This is a genomic window from Candidatus Thiothrix sulfatifontis (genome assembly GCA_022828425.1).
Lineage (GTDB): Bacteria > Pseudomonadota > Gammaproteobacteria > Thiotrichales > Thiotrichaceae > Thiothrix > Thiothrix sulfatifontis.
Genome location: CP094685.1, coordinates 2,458,952 through 2,480,933 on the forward strand (window position 1 = coordinate 2,458,952; position 21,982 = coordinate 2,480,933).

19 protein-coding genes are annotated in these 21,982 nt (G+C 52.3%); 16 read left to right on the forward strand and 3 right to left on the reverse strand.

Annotation, left to right across the window (positions count from 1 at the left end; translation table 11 throughout):
* Nucleotides 1-3: 3 nt before the first annotated feature.
* The gene (locus L3K52_12295; GenBank protein ID UOG90976.1) at nt 4-1,452 is read left to right on the forward strand and encodes an McrC family protein; all 1,449 of its coding nucleotides are present in this window, start codon (nt 4-6) and stop codon (nt 1,450-1,452) included.
* On the opposite strand, the gene L3K52_12300 is transcribed toward L3K52_12295, so the two are convergent.
* The gene (locus L3K52_12300) at nt 1,410-1,772 is read right to left on the reverse strand and encodes a dinitrogenase iron-molybdenum cofactor biosynthesis protein (GenBank protein UOG90977.1); all 363 of its coding nucleotides are present in this window, start codon (nt 1,770-1,772) and stop codon (nt 1,410-1,412) included. The genes L3K52_12295 and L3K52_12300 overlap by 43 nt on opposite strands.
* Complete coding sequence (locus L3K52_12305) at nt 1,765-3,465, reverse strand: AAA family ATPase (GenBank protein UOG90978.1); 1,701 nt, start codon at nt 3,463-3,465, stop codon at nt 1,765-1,767. The genes L3K52_12300 and L3K52_12305 overlap by 8 nt, the downstream gene beginning before the upstream one ends.
* A gap of 15 nt (nt 3,466-3,480) precedes the next feature.
* Between L3K52_12305 and L3K52_12310 the strand changes: the two genes are divergently transcribed.
* From L3K52_12310 to L3K52_12320, 3 genes are read left to right on the forward strand one after another with little or no spacing between them, the layout of a single operon-like run.
* Complete coding sequence (locus tag L3K52_12310; GenBank protein ID UOG90979.1) at nt 3,481-3,642, forward strand: hypothetical protein; 162 nt, start codon at nt 3,481-3,483, stop codon at nt 3,640-3,642.
* A 24-nt stretch (nt 3,643-3,666) separates the two neighbouring features.
* A complete protein-coding gene (locus L3K52_12315; GenBank protein UOG90980.1) occupies nt 3,667-4,983 on the forward strand; it encodes a hypothetical protein in 1,317 nt (438 codons plus the stop codon).
* 12 nt (nt 4,984-4,995) lie between these two features.
* Nucleotides 4,996-5,337 carry an alkylphosphonate utilization protein gene (locus L3K52_12320; protein UOG90981.1) on the forward strand — a complete coding sequence of 114 codons (342 nt, stop codon included), beginning with the start codon at nt 4,996-4,998 and terminating at the stop codon, nt 5,335-5,337.
* A 5-nt stretch (nt 5,338-5,342) separates the two neighbouring features.
* On the opposite strand, the gene L3K52_12325 is transcribed toward L3K52_12320, so the two are convergent.
* Nucleotides 5,343-6,266 (reverse strand): NAD(P)H-binding protein, encoded by a 924-nt coding sequence (locus L3K52_12325; GenBank protein ID UOG90982.1) that lies wholly within the window; start codon nt 6,264-6,266, stop codon nt 5,343-5,345.
* A gap of 155 nt (nt 6,267-6,421) precedes the next feature.
* Here L3K52_12325 and L3K52_12330 point away from each other — a divergent pair, with 155 nt between their 5' ends.
* From L3K52_12330 to L3K52_12385, 12 genes are all read left to right on the forward strand, one after another.
* Complete coding sequence (locus tag L3K52_12330) at nt 6,422-6,640, forward strand: hypothetical protein (protein UOG90983.1); 219 nt, start codon at nt 6,422-6,424, stop codon at nt 6,638-6,640.
* 1 nt (nt 6,641) lies between these two features.
* Nucleotides 6,642-7,376, forward strand: coding sequence for an SDR family NAD(P)-dependent oxidoreductase (locus L3K52_12335; protein UOG90984.1), 735 nt, complete (start codon nt 6,642-6,644; stop codon nt 7,374-7,376).
* Nucleotides 7,373-8,626, forward strand: coding sequence for a DASH family cryptochrome (locus tag L3K52_12340; GenBank protein UOG90985.1), 1,254 nt, complete (start codon nt 7,373-7,375; stop codon nt 8,624-8,626). Before L3K52_12335 ends, L3K52_12340 begins: the two co-directional genes overlap by 4 nt.
* A 65-nt stretch (nt 8,627-8,691) precedes the next feature.
* The gene (locus L3K52_12345) at nt 8,692-9,363 is read left to right on the forward strand and encodes a hypothetical protein (protein ID UOG90986.1); all 672 of its coding nucleotides are present in this window, start codon (nt 8,692-8,694) and stop codon (nt 9,361-9,363) included.
* Between the two features lie 3 nt (nt 9,364-9,366).
* Entirely contained in the window at nt 9,367-10,545 is a 1,179-nt protein-coding gene (locus tag L3K52_12350; GenBank protein ID UOG90987.1) for a glutathionylspermidine synthase family protein, read from the forward strand.
* Nucleotides 10,546-10,791: 246 nt separating this feature from the next.
* Nucleotides 10,792-10,938 carry a lmo0937 family membrane protein gene (locus tag L3K52_12355; GenBank protein UOG90988.1) on the forward strand — a complete coding sequence of 49 codons (147 nt, stop codon included), beginning with the start codon at nt 10,792-10,794 and terminating at the stop codon, nt 10,936-10,938.
* A 37-nt stretch (nt 10,939-10,975) separates the two neighbouring features.
* The gene (locus tag L3K52_12360; protein ID UOG90989.1) at nt 10,976-11,296 is read left to right on the forward strand and encodes a hypothetical protein; all 321 of its coding nucleotides are present in this window, start codon (nt 10,976-10,978) and stop codon (nt 11,294-11,296) included.
* A gap of 4 nt (nt 11,297-11,300) precedes the next feature.
* Nucleotides 11,301-11,582, forward strand: coding sequence for a hypothetical protein (locus L3K52_12365; protein ID UOG90990.1), 282 nt, complete (start codon nt 11,301-11,303; stop codon nt 11,580-11,582).
* Nucleotides 11,549-11,767 carry a hypothetical protein gene (locus L3K52_12370; GenBank protein ID UOG90991.1) on the forward strand — a complete coding sequence of 73 codons (219 nt, stop codon included), beginning with the start codon at nt 11,549-11,551 and terminating at the stop codon, nt 11,765-11,767. Before L3K52_12365 ends, L3K52_12370 begins: the two co-directional genes overlap by 34 nt.
* Nucleotides 11,768-11,782: 15 nt before the next feature.
* On the forward strand, nt 11,783-12,814 hold the full coding sequence (locus L3K52_12375; GenBank protein UOG90992.1) for an AI-2E family transporter: 1,032 nt from the start codon (nt 11,783-11,785) through the stop codon (nt 12,812-12,814).
* Nucleotides 12,811-21,465 carry a hypothetical protein gene (locus tag L3K52_12380; protein UOG90993.1) on the forward strand — a complete coding sequence of 2,885 codons (8,655 nt, stop codon included), beginning with the start codon at nt 12,811-12,813 and terminating at the stop codon, nt 21,463-21,465. Before L3K52_12375 ends, L3K52_12380 begins: the two co-directional genes overlap by 4 nt.
* Before the next feature lie 164 nt (nt 21,466-21,629).
* Nucleotides 21,630-21,920 (forward strand): hypothetical protein, encoded by a 291-nt coding sequence (locus tag L3K52_12385; protein ID UOG90994.1) that lies wholly within the window; start codon nt 21,630-21,632, stop codon nt 21,918-21,920.
* Nucleotides 21,921-21,982 lie beyond the last annotated feature (62 nt).

Consider the following 21,982-nt stretch of genomic DNA (forward strand, 5'->3'; position numbering starts at 1 on the left):
ACAATGAAAATCACAATACCAGTGAATCATAATTTTCACGAGAATTCCCCTATTCTGGAATCGGACTTGTGTGACGCTTTTAGCTTGAAGAAATCTGGCATTAAAAACATACAAAATTTATTTTCTTCTGTTTATGAGTTAAAACTCGGAACAGAAAAATCAAAGAACATTAAAATTCTTAGCTTTAAAAAAAGAAGTTATTTTGAACCTGACAATGAACGCTTAATACTGAAGTTGTATTCAAAAGATCTGCCCGGAACAGAGAAAAGATACTTCATACAAACTGGACTATATGCAGGCACATTGTATTACAAAGGATGTAAAATAAACATCACTTCAAAATACGGTGATTCTTTTCTAACAAGAATGCTGAATTTTGTGAATGATATTTACATTGATAATGAGCAAGTAAAAGCAAAAAAAGATGAACATGAAAATCAATTTTTATTCATCATCGCTCATCTTTTTATTCAAGCAATTGAAAAAGCAGCAATATTAGGATTGCCACAAGAATACAAAAGACAACAAGAACGAACTCATAAGGTAAGAGGAACGATAGATTTCAATTCTTATTTGAAACAAGATATTCCTTTTCAGGGAAAACTAACATCTATATTTAAAGAGCGTTGTTATGTACAAGAAATCATTGATGTATTATATTTTACCGTAAAGAAATTAGAACGTTATTTCGGAAAAGAGATTCATAACAGACTTCTTGGCATAAATCAGTTACTAAAACAGCATTACTCAGGAAGACATTTTACTTATGAAACAATTAAAAAAGCAAAAGCGCACAAAGTTATTAGCAACTCTCTATATGGCAGATTTAAACAAGTACTAGAATATGCTGAAATAATCTTGCTGGATAAAGACCTAATACCTAATGATGCAAATAGTTCAATGGAGACAACAGGATATTTATTTGATATTGCAGAGCTTTTTGAATTATATATCGAAAAATTGCTTAGTAGAAACTTTAATGACTGGTCGGTAAATGCACAAGAAAACATATATCTCTATCAAAACACTTTCTACAAACGATCAATGTTTCCAGATATTGTAATGAAACATAGAGATAGCAACAAGGTTGCTATTTTTGATGCGAAATTTAAAAACATGGAGATGTATAATAATGATGTAGATAGAAATGACTTACACCAAATACACTCTTATATCGGATATTATCATAGTGAAGTAATTGCCGGTGGTTTACTTTATCCACTATCAAGAGAGATTGATACTAAAAAAGCTCATTCTGATTCACTTTTTGGCGCAATGAACAATAAAATAAAATTCATTATTGATGGGATTTATGTAAATGAAAAGTCATCAATGGCAGAACTGATACAAAAAGAAGAGCAATTCATTGAACGAATCAAACTTATTTTAGACACAAACCAAACAATAAATCAGGAAAGAACAAACACCACCCCGGCAGGCTTGCGCACGTAATCGAGCAAGGAATCTTCGATGGCTTCATAAGCGTAGTCGGCGACTGCCTGCACGCCAATCGCGGCGAGTTTTTCAATCGGCCCATCGCCGATTTTGGCGACGAACACCGCTTCGCAGTCCTTGATGGTTTCGAGGATTTTTGCCATCGCGGTTTTGCTGGAATAGTTGCCGAGGCAGTAGTGTTCGACTTCGCGCTTTTCCAGCAATTGGCAGGTGTCGGCAGTGACGGCGTAAATCCAGAATTGTTTGGCGTGCCCGAAGTGTTCGTTAATGCTGATGCCGTCTTTGGTCGCCACCGCGAGTTGTCGGGTTTCAGTCATGTGTCAGCTCCAAGCCACGGAACATACTGCACCGCTTGAACACCTCCAGCGTCGGCGGCACGGCTTTGTGGTGGCAGTATTTGGCAACCAGTTTCGCCAAGCCCTTGATGTCGCGCCCGCTGGCATCCGGGAACAGTTCCGCAAGCTGGTGGATCAGGTCGGTATCAATCGCCAGCCCGAATTGTTCGGTCATCACGCGCCAGATTTTGCGGCGGTCTTCGAGGCCGGGCGGATGGTATTTAATCAGGGCAATGCAGCGCGAAATGATGGCTTCGTCGATGTCATCCACCCGGTTGGTGGTGAGGAATAGCAAGCCGTTGAAGTATTCCAGCACCCGCAAAAACACCCCGACCACGGCATTGGCAGCGATATTGTCCTGACGGCGTTTGATGTACACGTCGGCTTCGTCGATCAGCATCACCGCCCCCCAGCGTTGCGCCCGCGTCAGGGTGTTTTTCAGCGCAGTTTCCATTTCCCCCACATTCAAACCCAGTTGCCCGGAATGCACCCGGTAGAGCGGGCGTTTGATGATTTCAGAATAGACTTCGGCGGTGAGGGTCTTGCCAACCCCCGGTGGCCCGGCGCACAGCACGGTCGTGCCGCCGGATTTGCCTTCCACAATGTCATCCATCAGCACGTCCATTTCGGCGGTGAGGATGTCGATCAGGTCGGTCTGTTCGGGTGGCAGGATCAGCTTGTCCTTGAGTTCGGGCTGGTACACATAAGGCTGCATATCATCGACGTGTACCCACAAATGGTGGTGCAGTTCGAGGTGGAAGGCGAGGATGTAGCCATGCACTGGCAATTCGGTGAACAGCCCGTGCGGAATGTCGGTTTGCAAGGCTTCGGTAGCGTTTTCGACCTTGCTGTTGTAGTTGTTGCTGCGCCCTGCCTTGCGCAAGTATTTGCCGAGAATGTCGCCGGAAGCATCCAGCGTCAGCACCCGTTCCTTGATGATGGCTTCGTCATTGACCAGCCGCGCCCAGCCACCACCGGAGGACAGCACCACCACGTTTTTGCGTGCCCAGTCGGTATTGCGGTGGGTGGCGGTGGGGTCTTCGGCAACAATGCCTGTACCCCGCCCGGAGAACTGCCGCCCATAATCGGCACGCCACGCAAAATAACGCTCGGCGGAGCGGTCGTAAGCGGCGATCAGTTCCGGGGTTTCCTTGAAGAAGCCTTTGGCGGCGAGCATTTCGGGGATGGTTTGCCCGATCATGTCGCGTTCGCGGATCATCAGGTTGACCGTGGCAACTTTCGCCATGCTGTTGGCTTTGAGGTCAAGCAGGATGCGCCCGGCTTCTTCTTCGCCCGGTGGGGTAAAATCAATCCGTGCCAGCAAGAAGGCCAGCGGCTTACCTGCATTATTGGCCTTGAACAGCCAGCCCCGGATGCCGTCACGGATCAGGAATTCGGTAATGTCGGGCACAAGGCGTTCCAGTTCGCCTTCCTGATAGCGTTTACCGTCGCCGTGCAGGGCGCGTTGCAAGGTGGCAAGCTGGGCAGCCCGCCCTTGCATGGCAGCACCCGCCGCTGCGTACAGGCTATGCAGGAAATCGAGCTGGGGTGCAGAAAGCTGCTGGCAAGGCAACTCGGCTTTGTTGCCGAATTTGAGTTGCTCTTGCAGCGGTGCAAGCTCAGGGAATTCGCGGACTAAGGCTTCGACGTAGGGGCGTTCGATTTGGAGTTTCATGGCGGCATATCACGCATGGCTGAACATTTGGAAGCTGTTGCAAGGTGTGTGCCATTCTTTAACACATTGATTTTTCTCGTCAGTATCATTGAGGCTTTGTTGGCTTTGCAACAACATGCCCGCACGACCGACAGAGGAATATTTATAACGCTCAATATGCTAGGCTATGCGCTTTGAATCCTTCCTAAAACGGATGCCGCCATGAGTGTTGTAGACGAAAAATCCATCTTTATCGCCATGAAACAGGATGGGCCGTTCGCTATCCACTCACACGCCTCCTGCGCCCATCCGTTTTCAGCGCAAAATCGCTTGTGGGTCAAAACTTTCCAGCAAAATAGGCAAATGACCACCAAGTACCGCGCAGTACGCGACCAATTGTTCGATCTATTGCAGATTCAGCGTTTTGATGAAATTCCCGCTCTCATCCAAAACGCGGCATTGCGCGAGCAACGCAGCGCCCAAGCCTACCGATTATTGGGCAATTTGTTCGGTATCAGCGGCGATCTGGCAGCAATTCGCAGCAAAATCCACGAATACATGAATACCGCCGATGCCGTCATCGGGATGTTGCGGGGCAAAGTACTGGCGGCTTACGGCTCACACATCGAAATCAGCAATGAAATCGAGACCGCCAAAAATCCGGTGGATTTATTGCTAATGATTTTCGACGACCGCTACCATCAAAAAATCCGCTTCGAGGCCAAGCGCAAGTTGGTATTGATGGGTTTGGCTGGCTCTATCGACCAGCGTGAACGCGAAACCGATATTGAAAACAAGTTTGCGACCTTCCTGAATTTTCTCAACCAATACGTGTGGAGTCCGCAACTCAAGATCGGCGAATTGGACATTGCCTACTTGCACAGCCGCCACGACAGTAACGATTTCAGTTGCAGCGAAGTCGCGGTGATCGACGCAGAAGCCGCCCGCCACCTGCATGAATTCGCCGAAAACGAAAAACTCACGCTGGTCAAACGCCGCTTATTTCAAGCCAACGGGCAGGAAGTGCCGGTCTACGTGACGGTTCGCAAAAAGGATTCCGCCGCCAAAGTGCTAAAACTATTACGTAAAAACGAGAAAAATCCCGCCGTCGCCGTCGATGACGAACTGGGGCTAATGGCGGTGCTGGATAACGTCAGCCACGTCAAACGCTTCGTGCGGCACCTGACCCGCTCCGCCGTCAAAGCCGGTTCGATCATGATGCTCGAAGACATTTCCGACACGCTGGCAGGCAGCCATTACACCGCCACCTCAGTCGGCAGCAGCAGCAAAACCCAAATGCTGAAATTCTTTGCCCGCATGGGGGGAATGCGCGTCGAATTCATTATTCACACCAATCAAAGCTACCTCAACTACCGCTACCAACGCGGCACGTCTCACGACGAATACGAAGTCCGGCGCTTGTTCGACTCCGGCGTGACCGAATTTTTATTTCCCTATGACATTTATCGACTGGATATGCAGCAAGTGCGTGAAAAACAATTGCAGCGTTTCAGAAAAAACATTGAGCAACAACACTAAGGTAATATTTTAATGAGTACGATCCCTCCCTGCCCTAAATGCGGTTCTGAATACAGCTACGAAGACGGCGCAATGTTTGTCTGCCCCGAATGCGCCCACGAATGGCCTCAAGTCGCCGCCACCGGCGAAGCGGAAGGTGAGCGCGTCATCAAAGATTCCAACGGCACGGTACTGCAAGACGGCGATACCGTCACCGTTATCAAAGACTTGAAGCTGAAAGGCTCATCGCTGGTTGTCAAAGTCGGCACCAAGGTGAAAAATATTCGCTTGGTCGATGGCGACCACGATATTGATTGCAAAATTGACGGCATCGGCGCAATGAGCCTGAAATCGGAATTCGTCAGGAAGGTTTGATCATCTCAAGCCAGATACCCCAAATTCTCCAGCGCAAAGCGTTTGGGCGCAATCCCAAACGTTTGCCAGGCCGAATCATCGCTACAGGTATTGCCTTCCAGCAACATCACAATCTGGTCACGGGTAATCGGAAACCACGCTTGTTTGTCCAATACACCCGCCACGATTTTCATGATTTCAGCGGGGGCAGGCACTGCCAATTTACCGCTACGCCCCGACGCTTGCGCCAAGGTTTGAATAATCGCTTTCCAATTCACCGCATCCGGCCCACACAGTGCGAAGGTTTTGCCCAATGCCGCCGGATTATCCACCGCTGCGGCAAACGCTTGCGCCACGTCTTCCACATGCACCGGCTGCATCTCGAATTTGCCCGCTTGCAAAATATTCACCCCGCCAAAAAATAGCGGCGCAGGGATTGGCGGCAATACCAACTCCTTTTGCAATTGCGTGCAGAATTCCGCCTTGCCACGCGGATCACCGAAAACCACCGAAGGCCGGAATATCGTCCAGGCCAACCCCGACGCTTGCACGCATTGTTCCGCCCGAAACTTGGTGTCTTGGTATTTCGTACCGCCCGCCTTCACGCCATTGGCACTCATCAGAATGAAATGTTTCACGCCCTGACGTTGTGCCGCTGCGACGGTGCGCTCGACGCCGTTGAATTGGCTTTCTTCGTAAGTGATGCCTTTCGCCGGAAATTCGCGCAAAATGCCGATCAGGTAAATCACCGCATCCGCACCTTGCAAACACGCATCCAGCGCCGCCGTGTCGCGAATATCACCGGGAACGGTTTCACATTGCGCAGCAGCGGCTAATTTACCTTCACTGCCGGGGCGCACCAGCACACGCGGCGTATGCCCTGCTTGCAATAAAGCATCAATCACATACGTGCCAACGAAACCTGTTCCACCAATTAGGCTGATCTTCATACCCAAGTCCTTGTTCATCTGAAGTTAAATAATTATCACCGTAATGTGCAGTCTTGTCACACTCTTGTATAAATACCGGAGGCAGAGCAAGATTAATTGCAAGTCATGCTCATGATGGCCAGACTCAAAAACTGAACCGCTAGGAGGATATTATAATGCGCATCAGCACACTTGACCCCATTACGCTTGAAGACGTGACTGACCTTGAAAATGCCCCGTTCATTATGGATGGCGATCTGAAAATTTACTTCCAGTCCGAAGCCAACAAAGCCGAATACCTCGATATTCCGATGCATACCGGCGAAAACAGCCCCGGCTTGAAAAAGATTTTCGATGACATTGCCGACTGCCCCATTACCGGCAGCATCAATTAAGATGACCACGACACCTCGCAAGGTCTTGGTAGCGGGCGCATCCGGCGGTATCGGGCAAGCGTTTTGCCAACAACTCGCTGCGCAATTTCCCGACATTCAGATCATCCGGTTGGCACGCAATACCGCAGCGTTGCCAGCGCTGGATATTACCACTCAGGACATACGCTTCGATTTGACCGACGAAGCCAACATCATTAGCGCGGTGCAAGCCCTGCCCGACAAAGCTGAACTGGACTGGGTTTTCATCGCCACCGGCTGGTTACACGACGACACGCTGCAACCGGAAAAAACTTGGCGCAGTTTGGACGCCGATCACCTGCTACGTTCCTACACCCTCAATGCGGTTGGCCCCGCGTTGCTGGTCAAACACTTGCTGGCAAAGCTCAACCCCAAATACCCAACGACCATTGGCATTTTATCCGCTCGCGTCGGCAGCATTAGCGACAACCGGCTCGGCGGCTGGCATTCCTACCGCGCCAGCAAAGCCGCGCTGAATATGCTGATCAAAAACTTTGCCATCGAATTGCAGCGCATGAAACGCCCCACCATTATCGTCGGTTTGCAACCCGGCACGACCGACACCGCGCTGTCTGAACCATTCAAGCGCAACGTGCCACCGGATCATCTGCAAACACCTGAATTCACCGCCAGCCATTTGCTCAAGGTGATGCAACATTTGCGCCCCGAAGATTCGGGGGAACTGTTTGATTTCTTAGGAATACGCTTTGCCCCATGAACGGTTTATTCTGGTTTCGCTACGACTTGCGTCTGCATGATAACCCTGCTTTGCTCAAACTCGCGCAGCAATGCGAGCAATTGGTGTGTGTTTATGTGGTGGATACACAAGCATCCATGGGCGCATTCCGCTGGCAATTTATCCGCGAATCCCTCGCTGATTTGCAGCAACAATTAACAGCATTGGGGCAAACGCTGGTGATCCGTGTCGGGCAACCTGACGCAATTATCAGCGAACTCATCCAAACGCACGGCATTCAAATCGCAGGCGCAACCCCCGTTCCCGCAACGTATGAACAACGTCAATTGACCAATGTGAAGCAAACGTGTCCGCAATGCCAGTGGGTGGAAACTGAAAGTTTCACCCTGTTTGACGCGCGGCAATTGCCTTTTAACGTGAATAAGTTGCCCGACAGCTTCACCCCTTTTCGCAAGCAAGTGGAACAAATTGCCGTCGCGCAACCATTGCCGCGCCCCCAGCGTCTTCCTGCGCCCTTGCCGAGTGCCTCCGACCCGCTGCCCGAATTCAGCACCCCCGAAGCGGATTCCAACACGCTGCCGTTCAGCGGTGGCGAAACCGCAGGCTTGGCGCAAGTGCGCTATTACTTGCACGATACCCGCCAAGTCAGCCGCTACAAATTGACCCGTAACGGTTTGGATGGCTGGGATTTTTCCTCGAAACTTTCCCCTTGGCTGGCGCAAGGCTGTGTATCCCCTCGGCAGATTGTGGCGGAATTGCAGGACTACGAAGCACAATACGGCGCGAACGATTCCACCTACTGGCTGTATTTTGAACTGCTGTGGCGCGAATATTTCCAATGGCTGCATTACCGCTACGGCAACCGTTTATACCTGTTACGCGGCATCCGCAATCAAGACCCGTTGCTGAGCAAAAACCCCAAAGCCTTAGCAGGCTGGTGTGAAGGCAAAACCGCCGCACCATTCGTGAATGCCTTCATGCACCAATTGCGCAATACCGGCTGGATGTCGAATCGCGGGCGGCAAATCGTCGCCAGCTACCTGATCAACCAATTGGGGGTGGATTGGCGCGACGGAGCCGCATGGTTTGAAGCGCAATTGATTGATTACGACCCCGCCAGCAATTGGGGCAACTGGCAATACCTTGCGGGCGTCGGCACCGATCCGCGTGGGCGGCGCGAATTCAATATTGGCAAACAACAACGCGAATACGATCCGACGGGCGTGTTTGTGGGGAAATATTCACACCGTCATGCACAGCGCACCTCTTGAAAAAATAAGACTTGTCACAATGGTATTAAAATTAGTGTTACAAACTGCCGCCTGAGAGAACTCCAATGCATAAGCCCTACCTCAAACTCATCAGTTCCTATTCGTTGGTAGGCAGCCTTGGCATTACCATCCTCGCCAGTCTGCAAGGGTGCGGTGACGATCAACCGCCCGCGCCGCCGCCCAATGCAGGCGCGGGCACGATTTCTGAAGCCGCCAAAGGCGAAGCCATGTTCATGGTCATTCAGCAAACTGGCGCAAACCCTGACACCTATGAACTGGTGGAAAAATACCCCGCCAGCCAAACCCGCGCCATCCTCAAAGACATGCAAGGCAACGAACGCATACTCACCGAAGCCGAACTCAAAGCAATGGCAGAAGCCGAAGCCAAAAAGGTCGAAGACGGTACGTCTGCCCTCACCCAACCCGTGGCACAAAACCAAGGCTTGAGCTTGGGCGAAACGGTGCTCGCCGCCGCAGCCGGGGCGCTCATTGGCGGAATGCTTGCCAACAAACTCATGGGCAATGCCAATTATCAGCAGCACCAGCAACAACAAGCCAGCAAAGCCCAAAGCAGCATCAGCCGCCCCGCCGCACGCACCGACACCCGTGCGGTCAACCCCAATCAAGCGCAACAACCCAAATCCGGCTTTTTCGGCAATAATAATAACGCCAACCCCAGCAACCGCTCTGGTAGCACCGGTGGCAGTTCCTTTGGCGGCGGCTCGGTAGGGGGCTAAATCATGATTCAACTCGAAACTGTCAACCCCATCAGCCCCGCGCTCATGGAAGAAGTTGGCATGACTTGGCACACCGACCCCGATGGACAACCCTATGTTGCCGCTGAAATCGTCGTCGTCACCGAAGCGGAAGCCGAAGCTTATTACACCGCTGCCAACGAACTCTACGATATGTACGTCGCCGCCGCCCAACACGTCATCGACCATGACCGTTTTCTGGAACTCGACATTCCTTACAATCTGGTCGACCACATCCGCCGCAGTTGGGAACACGACCATCGCCACCTCTACGGGCGTTTCGATTTCGCAGGCGGTGTTGACGGCTTGCCCATTAAACTGATCGAATTCAACGCCGACACCCCCACCAGCTTGTTTGAAACCGCCATCGTGCAATGGGCGCTGCTCAAAGCCAATGGCATGAATGAAGCGGCACAATTCAACACTGTCTACGCCAGCCTCGTGAAAAACTTTCGCCGCTTAGTGACGGGCGAGAACGACCCCGACCGTTTTGGCGAGTATTACCGCTATCAAAACATCCTGTTTTCCAGCATTCGCGGCCTGCTGGAAGACGAACAAACCGTGCGCTTTTTACAGCACCTCGCCAATGACGCTGGGTTTCAGACCGATTTTTGCTACATGGATGAAGTCGGCTTTCTCGAAGAGCAAGGCATTTTCAACCCGCAACAAACCCGTTTCGACTACTGGTTTAAGCTTTACCCGTGGGAAGACATTGCGCTGCAAACGGACGGCATCAACGGCATTCTCGACGACATTACCCGCAACACCGCGACCGTCATCCTCAACCCCGCGTACACCCTGTTATTCCAAAGCAAGGGCATTCTGAAAGTGTTGTACGAACTATTCCCCTACTCCCCCTATTTGCTGGAAACCCGCAGTGAAAAGCTGCACGGCAAACAGCAAGTGGCGAAAAAACTGTTCGGGCGCGAAGGTGCGAATGTCAGCATTTACGACGCAACGGGCAAACTCCTCACGCAAACCTCTGGCGAATACGACCGCTACCAAACCGTTTACCAAGCATTCGCCGAATACCCTAAAGACGCACAAGGGCGCAGTTATCAGGCAGGGGTATTTTTTGCGTGGGAAGGCTGTGGTTTAGGTTTTCGACGCGGCGGTGAAATCCTTGATAATCTCAGCAAATTTGTGGCGCATCGGGTCAAGTAAACGTCACGTAAAAGTGATTTACCTTGCTATTATAAAGAATAGAGCGCTTAATAGAGATGATCTTTATTAATACGTTATTTTACGACATGTAGCAACCCTTAATACAAACCCCTATTAAGTTAATAAAGATTTTAGTAATGCCGTTTGTCTCAAGCGATTTGAGCACTAACACGTAAATTATTTTACGTTAAGCGACATTATATTTTAATTCGAGATTTGCCAAATCATGGCGAAGTGAGAATTTTTATGCTCGAAACACTTGCAATCGTCTTAATCGTCCTTTGGTTATTGGGTTTTGTCACCTCATATACCATGGGTGGATTTATTCACATCCTATTAATTGTTGCGGTCGTGGTCATTTTAATGCGCGTCATTCAAGGCCGTCGTTTATAAACCACAACAACGCCACAGTAAATTCAATAAGGAGAATATGATGCAACACAGCAAAACCACCGAAACAGAAATCGACTTCCGCGTAGAGTTCGACACCCTCCGTACTCAAGTCAATGAATTACTAAAATCCCTAAAAAACAAAACCGAAGCTACCTCTGCTACTTTGGGTGAGAATATCGAAAGCAAAGTAGAGCATTACCAAGACAAAGCTGAACAAAAATTGCATGACGCCTACGCCGCCGGTAATGCTGGCTTAAATGATGTGGGCGAGCATATCCGTAAAAATCCTGTTGCCAGTATGCTAATCGCCTTCGGGGTTGGTTACACTATTTTCAAGGTGTTAGGGCAAGGTAAGTAAAGCCGTGAAAGCCTTGACCGACGCCATTATTAGCCTGTTTGAACTGGCTGAAGCCGAAGGTCGGGTGCTGCAAAGCCAAGTGTTACAGACAACCAGCCGTATTTTACTGCTGATCGTTGCCGCCTTGTTTTTCAGCTTGGCAGCCGGACTTTTGCTGACTGCCAGTTATCAAATATTAAGCCTTTATTTACCGTCAGCGGGCGCTTTATTCATCATAGGAATAATGTGCCTGTTGCTGGCAGGAGTATTGATATGGTTCGTGAGGTATACCAGCAGCCAACAGTAACCGAAGCCAAACAGCAATTACGCACCGCCTTTGCCAATACTGAATATTTTGGCTTCATTAAAAAGCATCCCCTTGAATCAGCAGGAGCATCGTTGCTGGCTGGTGTTTTAGTGGGAACGTTAAATAAAGGTCAGTTATCGCCCAGTTTATTGGGACTGATTATGCAGTTATTAAAGCGCGTTTGAAATTGGATAAATACTATGGAAGGCAACGCTGCCAACACCCTGAAAATTCCTGCATGGGGAATTTTCATCATCAGCATGGGCGTGGTTCTCTACGTTGCCAAAGCCATTCTTATTCCAATGACATTGGCAGTTATTGCCTCGTTTTTGCTGACTCCAGCCGTCAACTACCTGCAAAAATTCCGTATTCCCAGCACGGTTAGCAGTTTTCTAATATTGCTGTTGTTTTTCACTTTACTGTTAACGGCGATTAATTACCTTGCCGATCCGGTGAGTGTTTGGGTGGAGCGTTTACCTGCCGAATTGCGGTATATGGAAGGTAAATTAATCCTATTCAAAAGCGCTATCACGGATATGTGGGCAATGACGGATAGATCCGCAACAATCATGGTGGCGGGGAATAATCCCCCGATGCATGACGTGATGGTTGGTGGGTCGAACATATTGTTTACCCTGCTGGATAATACCCAATCTTTTTTGGTGTCGATCATCTCCTTTGCGCTGCTGCTGTACTTTCTGTTGGCGTTTGGTGACTCAATCATCAACAGTGCTAACCGCTATTGGGGCAGCCAAGAATCCAGCGCCATGGTTATCCGCATTGTTACAACGGCACAACAGCAAGTCGGTCACTACTTGCTGCTGATCACTGCCATCAACGTCAGCCTTGGTGTATTGGTCGCCCTGACCATGTGGGGATTGGGGATGCCCAACCCGATTGTGTGGGGAGCATCCGCCACCATCCTCAACTACATACCCTATGTTGGGGTAGCGATTAATATCGTGATTATCACCTTGGTTTCCTCACTGACCTTCAACCATATTGGACAAATATTGTTGCCGCCCTTGGTGCTGGTGTTGCTGAACCTGCTGGAAGAATTTGTACTGCCCCTATTCGTGGGCAAAGTATTCACCATCAACCCTATTCTGATTTTTCTGTTTATCCTGTTTCTGGGATGGCTCTGGGGCATGGCCGGTATTTTCATGGCGGTACCCTTATTGATGATCATAAAAATCGTATTTGACCAAACCCAAGCAAGAGAGATCGTATGAAAGAACCCCCAAAAACCTTATTAAACAATATCCGTGCCTGGGGAGCGCACTCTTTCCGGGTCAATGCGGTACACGATCGTACCCAAGAAGCGCAACCGTTACGCGCCGAACTCTTTAGCGCCGACCAAATGGAACGCCACGGCAGAACGCTCGCCGACACCCACCAACTCAGCCAAACCTTCCCGCGTGATCAGCTTCTCGACCGCCTCTCCGACAATGAAGCCGTCTTAGTGAAATGTTCCCGCGTATTAACCGCTAAGGTGAGTTCCAACCACCGCCTCACTCCCGCTGGCGAATGGTTGCTGGATAATTTCTACCTGATCGACGAGCAAATCCGCACCGCCAAACGCCACTTGCCGCAAGGTTACAGCCGCGAACTACCGCGCTTGGCGGACGGCGCATCCAACGGCTTACCGCGTGTGTATGACATTGCACTGGAAAATATTGCGCACGGCGATGGGCGCGTTGACCCCGACAGCCTCAGCCGTTTCGTCACCGCTTACCAGACAGTCACACCGTTGAAGCTGGGCGAATTGTGGGCTATTCCCATCATGTTGCGCCTAGCATTGATCGAAAACCTGCGGCGTATTGCGGCACGCATTACCACCGACAAAATTGACCAAGACCTTGCCGATACCTGGGCAAACCGCATGGTCGAAGCGGCGGAACAAGACCCCAAAAGCCTGATTCTGGTCATTGCTGACATGGCACGTTCCAACCCGCCGATGACTACGCCGTTTGTCGCAGAACTGGTACGCCGCCTGCAATGGCAAAGCGCCGCGCTGGGCTTGCCGTTGAGCTGGATCGAGCAATTGCTGGCGGAATCACACCTGACCATCGAACAATTGGTGCAGATCGAAAGCCAGCAACAAGCCGCTGATCAAGTCTCCATTGGCAACAGCATCGGCAGTCTGCGCTTCCTAGGTTCGATGGATTGGGAAGAATTCGTCGAAAATATGAGCGTGGTCGAACAAACCCTGCTCGACGATCCGGCGGGTGCATACGGCGAGATGACGTTTGCTACCCGTGACCGTTACCGCCATGTCGTGGAAAAAACTGCCAAATACACCCGCTATTCCGAAGGCGAAGTCGCACAATTAGCCGTGCAACTGGCGCAAGCAGGCGCGGAAAAGCATGGCAATGACGACCGCACCGCACACGTTGGTTTTTACCTGATCGACGACGGCTTGCACCCACTCGAACAAGCGGCGCAAGCACGGCTACCGCTGCTCACAAAACTCCACCGAACCGCTTGCTGCTTACCCCTGTTCTCCTTTCTCGGCGGCATCGCGCTGCTAACCGTGCTGTTTACTGGCGGCTTACTGCTGCAAGCCCACGCTGAAGGCGTACAGGGCTGGTCGCTGGCATTGCTGGGCATCGTGTTGGCACTCGGTACAAGCTACCTGTCGGTGGCACTGGTGAATTGGCTGGCAACCTTGCTGACTACGCCGTATGCCTTGCCGCGCATGGACTTTTCCGAAGGCATTCCCGCGCCATCACGCACCTTGGTCATCGTGCCGACCATGCTCACTAACATCCACGGTATTGAAAGCATGATGGAAACGCTGGAAGTGCGTTTCCTCGCCAATCGCGATACGCACCTGCATTTCGGCTTATTAACCGATTTCTTGGATGCGCCGCTGGAAACATTGAAGGGTGATGCTGCATTGTTGCAGCTCGCACACGCAGGCATCGACCATCTGAACACCAAATATCCCGGCGAATCGGGTGACATTTTCTTCCTGTTTCACCGCCCGCGCCGCTGGAATCCGCAAGCGCAAGTGTGGATGGGCTACGAACGCAAGCGCGGCAAGCTGGCGGATTTGAATGCGCTGCTACACGGTGCAAAGGACGCTTTCGCGCTGATCGTGGGCGACACCACGCCGCTTGCCAGGGTGAAATACGTGATCACCCTCGATACCGATACCCAACTTCCGCGTGACGCTGCCCGCCAGTTTGTCGGTACGCTGGCGCATCCACTGAACCACGCGGTTTACGACCCCGCTAAGCAGAGGGTTACGCAAGGTTATGGCATCCTGCAACCCCGTGTCAGCGTCAGCCTTTCCGCACCAAACTTATCGCGCTATGCACGCTTGTACGGTGGGGAATCGGGCATCGACCCTTACACCCGCGCCGTTTCCGACGTGTATCAGGATGTGTTCAACGAAGGCTCGTTCATCGGCAAAGGCATTTACGACGTGGATGCGTTCGAGCAAGCACTGCATGAACGTTTGCCGGAAAACTGCATCCTCAGCCATGACTTGCTGGAAGGCTGTTATGCACGGGCAGGGCTGCTCAGTGATGTGCAGTTGTATGAAGAATACCCCGTGCGTTACAGCGCCGATGTCAGCCGTCGGCATCGCTGGATTCGTGGCGACTGGCAATTGCTGGGCTGGTTGTTGCCCTCTGTGCCGGGAGCTGGGAAAGAACGCCAGAAAAACCCGCTGTCGTGGCTGTCACGTTGGAAGATTTTCGATAACTTGCGGCGCAGTCTTACCGCTGCGGCATTGACGCTGTTGCAGCTGTTGGGCTGGACAGTGTTGCCAATGGCGGGTTTCTGGACGCTGGCAGTGTTGGCGATTTTGCTGATTCCGTCGGTCAGTGCGTCCTTATTGAGTCTGGTGCGTAAACCTACCGATTTGTTGCTGCGGCAACATCTGGCGGCAGAAATGCGGGCGGCGGAAGGGCATTTTACCCAAGCCGCCTTGACGCTGATTTGCCTGCCTTACGAGGCGTATTTCAGTCTGGATGCGATTATCCGCACGGTCTGGCGGATGGCGGTTTCCAAGCAACGTCTATTGGAATGGAATCCATCGAGTGAAACCAACCATCATAGCCCGAACCTGTCCGCCGCTTACCGGGCAATGTGGATTGCGCCGTTCATTGCTGTGGTCACGGGTTTTTATCTGGTGATGATACGCCCGGAAACCTTGCTGATCGCAGCACCTATCCTGCTATTGTGGTGGTTAGCACCTGCGATTATTTGGTGGGTCAGTGAACCACTGGCTCGGCGTACCAGCAAGCTAACGCCCGACCAAACCGTGTTTCTACGCAAGACTGCCCGCAAGACGTGGGCTTACTTTGAGAACTTGGTTGGGGTGCAAGATAACTGGCTGCCGCCGGATAATTATCAGGTCTACCGTGATGTCGGCGTGGCGCATCGGACTTCGCCGACCAATATGGGCATGGCATTGCTGGCGAATTTGGCGGCTTACGATTTTGGCTACTTGCCGCTGGGCGAGCTGATTGAGCGTACTGCGAATACCTTGCGCACGATGGAGCGTCTGGAACGTTACCACGGGCATTTTTACAACTGGTATGACACGCTGTCGTTGCAACCGTTGTTGCCGATGTATGTGTCTACGGTGGATAGCGGCAATCTGGGTGGGCATTTGCTGACCTTGCAGCCGGGGTTGCTGGCGTTGCCGGATCAGCCGATTTTGGCGGCGCATTGGTTGGAAGGGTTGCAGGATACGTTCGGGATTATGCTGGAAAGTACGGCGGATAAGACGCACTGGATTGCATTGCAAACTGCGCTGAATGTTGCGGCTACTACACGCCCTACGACGTTGGTAGCGGTGAAACATTGCCTCGAACATTTGATTGCGCTTGCAGCAGACGAAGAAACCCCTCCTAACCTCCCCTTATCAGGGGAGGGACAAGAAACGGCGGTGTCTCTTCGCTCCTTCCCTGATAAGGGGAGGCGGGGAGGGGTTTCTTCTGACGAGAGCGATTGGGGAGTTGCGTTGGTGCGGCAGTGTCGGGGGCATTTGGATGAATTGCGTTTCCTTGTGCCGGATGGAACAGAGAATAACGTTGAAGGCATTCCGACTTTGCGGGAATTGTTGTTGATTCCGGCAAGCAGTCGGCGGGCGCAGGAGCGGATTACGGCGCTCGAACAACTGGCGTGGCAAGCCAGCGAACTCGCGTGTATGCAATACGATTTCCTCTACGACAAGCCGCGCCGCTTGTTTGCGATTGGCTACAACGTGACCGAACGTCACCGCGATGCGAGTTACTACGACTTGCTGGCATCCGAAGCGCGGTTGTGCAATTTCGTGACGATTGCGCAGGAACAAGTGCCGCAAGAAAGCTGGTTTGCCCTAGGGCGCTTGCTGATTACCACCGATGGCGAACCAACGCTGCTGTCGTGGAGCGGCTCGATGTTTGAATACCTGATGCCCTTGCTGGTCATGCCGACCTATACCAATACCCTGATCGACCAAACCTACCATGCGGTGGTGCAACGCCAGATTGCTTATGGCAAACAGCGCAATGTGCCGTGGGGTACGTCGGAATCGGGTTATAACACCGTCGATGTGCATCTCAATTACCAATACCGCGCCTTTGGTGTCCCCGGTTTGGGGCTGAAACGCGGGCTGGCGGAAGATTTGGTGATCGCCCCGTATGCCTCGGCACTCGCGCTGATGGTTGACCCCGAAGCCGCCTGCCAAAACTTGCAACGCCTCGCTGCTGATGGTGTGGTGGGCAAATTTGGCTTTTATGAGGCGGTCGATTACACCCCCTCACGGCAACGGCGCGGAGAAGCGCGGGTCGTCATCCAGTCCTTCATGGCGCACCATCAGGGCATGAGTTTGCTGGCGCTGGCGTATTTGCTGCTGGATCGCCCGATGCAACGGCGTTTTGCCGCGAACCCGCAATTTCAGGCGACGCTGTTATTGCTGCAAGAGCGCATTCCCAAAGCCACCGCGTTCTATACCCAAGCGGCGGAAGTGGCAGAAGTATTGCTGGCTTCCAGCGAACCGCAAATCCCGATCCGCGTACTCAAAAACCCGAATACGCTGATTCCCGAAGTGCAGTTGCTCTCCAACGGGCGTTACAACGTGATGATAACGAATGCCGGTGGCGGTTACAGCCGCTGCAAGGATTTTGCCGTCACGCGCTGGCAGGAAGACAGTACCCGCGACCATTGGGGTACATTCTGCTACATCCGCGACGTAGCCAGTGGCGAATTCTGGTCAACCGCGCATCAACCCACGCTCACCCCCGCCGACCATTACGAAGCGATTTTCTCGGAAGGTCGTGCGGAATTCCGCCGCCGTGATCACAATTTTGATACGCACATCGACATCGTGGTGTCGCCGGAAGACGACATCGAATTGCGCCGCGTGCGCATCACCAACGATTCACCGCTGCGCCGTACCATCGAAGTCACCAGTTACGCCGAAGTGGTGCTGGCTTCGCCTGCCTCTGACACTTTGCACCCAGCATTCAGCAAGCTGTTTGTGCAAACCGAAATCATCGACCCGCTGCAAGCCATTTTGTGTACGCGCCGCCCCCGCGCTCTCGATGAACACAGCCCGTGGCTTTTCCATTTGATGGCGGTACATGAAGGCGATTCCAGCGGCATTTCGTATGAAACCGATCGGGCGCAATTCATCGGGCGCGGCAATACCCTCGTTGCCCCGCACGCCATGACCGCTACCGATCACCTGTCCAACAGTGTCGGCGCAGTGCTTGACCCCATCGTCGCCATTCGCCACCGCATTACGCTCGAACCCGAAGCCTCGGTCACGCTCGATATGGTCATCGGCATCGCCGATACCCGCGAAGCCAGCTTGCAACTGGTGGAAAAATACCGTGACCGCCGCCTCGCTGACCGCGTATTCGATCTGGCATGGACGCACAGCCAGGTGGTATTGCGCCAGCTCAATGCCAGCGAAGCCGAAGCACAACTCTACGGGCGACTTGCCAATTCGGTGATCTATTCCCACGCTTTGCTGCGGGCGGATGCCAGTACCCTGATCAGCAATCATCGCGGGCAATCCGGCTTGTGGGCGCACGCCATTTCCGGCGATTTACCCATTGTGCTGTTACAAATCAAGGATCTGGACAATATCGAACTGGTACGCCAACTGGTCAAGGCCCATGCCTACTGGCGTTTGAAAGGCTTGACGGTGGATCTGGTGATCTGGAACGAAGACCGCGAAGGCTACCGCCAATTGCTGCAAGAACAAATCATGGGGCTGATTGCGTGGGGCGTAGAAGCGCACGTCATCGACCGCCCCGGTGGTATTTTTGTACGCCATGCCGACCAGATTTCCAGCGAAGACCGCATCCTGATCCAGTCGGTTGCCCGTGTCATTATCACCGACAGCAAAGGTTCGCTGACCGATCAAGTCAATCGACGCGGCTTGCTGGACGTGCGCGTACCGCCTTTCAAACCCAGCCGTTACCCTTTGCCTGTTCCGTCAACCGTGGGCAGTTTGTTGCCGCGTGACGACCTGATTCTGTTCAATGGCTTGGGCGGATTTACCGCTGACGGGCGCGAATACGTGATTACCCCAACCAACGATCAGACCACGCCTGCGCCGTGGGTCAATGTGCTGGCAAATCCTCATTTTGGCACGATCATTTCCGAAAGCGGGCAAGCCTATACATGGGGCGAAAATGCCCACGAATACCGATTAACCCCGTGGCATAACGATCCCGTCAGCGATTTAAGCGGCGAAGCCCTGTATTTGCGCGACGAAGACAGCGGCGAGTTCTGGTCGCCCACGCCGCTACCGTGTCCGGGAACGGGCGCGACCATCAGCCGCCACGGTTTCGGCTACAGCGTGTTTGAACACAATGAAAACGGCATTTACTCGGAACTCACGGTGTTTGTGGCACTGGATGCGTCGGTCAAATTCTCGGTGCTAAAAGTACGCAACGCCTCCGGGCGCACCCGCCAGCTTTCTGCCACAGGTTACGTGGAATGGGTGCTGGGCGATTTGACCCCGAAATCCGCCCCGCATGTGATTACCGAATGCACTGCCCCACAAGGCGCATTATTCGCCCGCAACCCTTACAGCATGGAGTTTGCGGAACGGGTAGCGTTCTTCGCGGTGGATGATAACAATCGCACTGTCACGGGCGACCGTGCCGAATTCATCGGGCGCAATGGTTCGTTGCGTGATCCGGCGGCACTGCAACGGGCATACCTGTCCGGCAAAGTTGGCGCAGCACTTGACCCATGCGCCGCTATCCAAGTGCCGTTTGAATTGGCGGCGGGACGCGAGCGGGTGATTGTCTTCAAGCTGGGTGCAGCGCGTGATATGCACGATGCCCAAGCCTTGGTGCAACGTTTCCGTGGCATGGCGGCGACACTCGACGCGCTCAAACGGGTGCAGGATTATTGGGTACAAACCTTGAGTACGGTGCAGGTGGAAACGCCTGATCCGACGGTGAACATGCTCGCCAATGGCTGGCTGCTGTACCAAACGCTGGGTTGCCGCTTGTGGGGACGCAGCGGTTATTACCAGTCCGGCGGCGCATTCGGTTTCCGCGACCAATTGCAGGACGTGATGGCGTTGGTTCATGCCGAACCGCACAAAGTCCGCGAACATTTGCTGCTGTGTGCAGGGCATCAGTTTGCGGAAGGCGATGTGCAACATTGGTGGCATCCGCCGTCCGACCGGGGCGTGCGCACCCAATGTTCCGATGATTACTTGTGGTTGCCGTTAGTGACATGCCGCTACATCCTGACCACGGGTGACATGGCGGTGCTGGATGAGCAACGCGGTTTCCTCAGCGGGCGGGCGGTGAATGCCGGGGAAGATTCGTACTACGACTTGCCGGGGCATTCTGCTGAAGCTGCCAGCCTGTACCAGCATTGCGTCCGCGCCATTTTGCACGGCTTGCGCTTTGGTGAACACGGTTTGCCGCTGATGGGGTCGGGCGACTGGAACGATGGCATGAATCTGGTCGGCATCGAAGGCAAAGGCGAAAGCATCTGGCTGGGCTTTTTCCTCTGCGAAGTGTTGGGGCAATTTGCCGAGTTAGCAAAGCAGCGTAATGACATCCCCTTTGCCGAACGCTGCCAGCAAGAACGTTACCAATTGCGCCAAAACCTCGAACGCCACGGCTGGGATGGCGCATGGTATCGCCGCGCCTACTTCGACGACGGCACACCGCTGGGTTCGAGCAGCAACCCGGAATGCCAGATTGATTCGATTGCGCAAAGCTGGTCGGTACTTTCAGGGGTCGGCTCACCTGAACGCACGGCGCAGGCAATGCAATCGCTGAATACGCATTTGGTGCGCCGCGATCACGCGCTGGTGCAATTGTTAGACCCGCCGTTCAATACCTCCGACTTGAATCCCGGTTATATCCGTGGCTACGTGCCGGGGGTGCGCGAAAACGGCGGGCAATATACCCATGCGGCGATTTGGGCAGCGATGGCGTTTGCGCGTTTGGGCGACAGCGCACGCGCGTGGGAATTACTGGGCATGATTAACCCGATCAACCACGCCAACTCACCGCAAGCGGTGGCAACGTACAAGGTCGAGCCGTATGTGATTGCCGCCGACGTGTACGGCGTTGCCCCGCATACCGGACGTGGCGGCTGGACCTGGTATACCGGCTCGGCAAGCTGGATGTACCGGCTGATTACCGAATCGTTGCTGGGATTGCGGCGCGAAGGCGACAGTTTGCGCTTTGAGCCGTGTTTACCACCAGAGTGGGCGGGATTCAAGATGCACTACCGTTATCGGGAAACCCTTTATTATATTGTGGTTTCGCAGTTAAATGCCCAGGAAGGTAAAAATAACGTAACACTTGACGGTGTTAATCAGCTCAACGGCATTATTTTGTTGCTAGATGACCACATTAAACATGACGTTCAAGTTAAAATAGCGCGGGATTATTAATCCGTTATCGGTTTAAACAATCAGGTCTATTTTTATTGTTGATAAATCGCTGTTTTTAAAATCTATTTTGTGATTTACCTTGCTATATTAGTCAATGTAGCGCTTAATGAACCTATAGAGTTTTTAGAAAAAATTAATTCCATCACAGATAAAGGAGATATATTATGAGCACTCAAGAAAATTATAAACAAAAGATCGAAGGCGAGTTAGCCTTAGCCCAAGCCAAATTAGCCGAGTTTCAAGCGCGTGCAAAGATGGCTTCAGCCGATACCCGTATTAGCTATGACGAACACATGCATGACATGGAGAAGAAGTTTGACGTAGCCAAAGCGAAATTAAAAGAGTTTGGCGAAGCCAGTGATGGCGCATGGGAAAATATGAAAGATGGCGTAGAAAGCGCTTGGCATTCATTAAGCAATTCCGTTAAAGACGCTACGGCTAAATTCAAAGCTTAACCCTGCTCTCTTTCCCCTTTCCAATCAGTTTTGCTAACACACTAGCATTTTAGGGCAGTCTA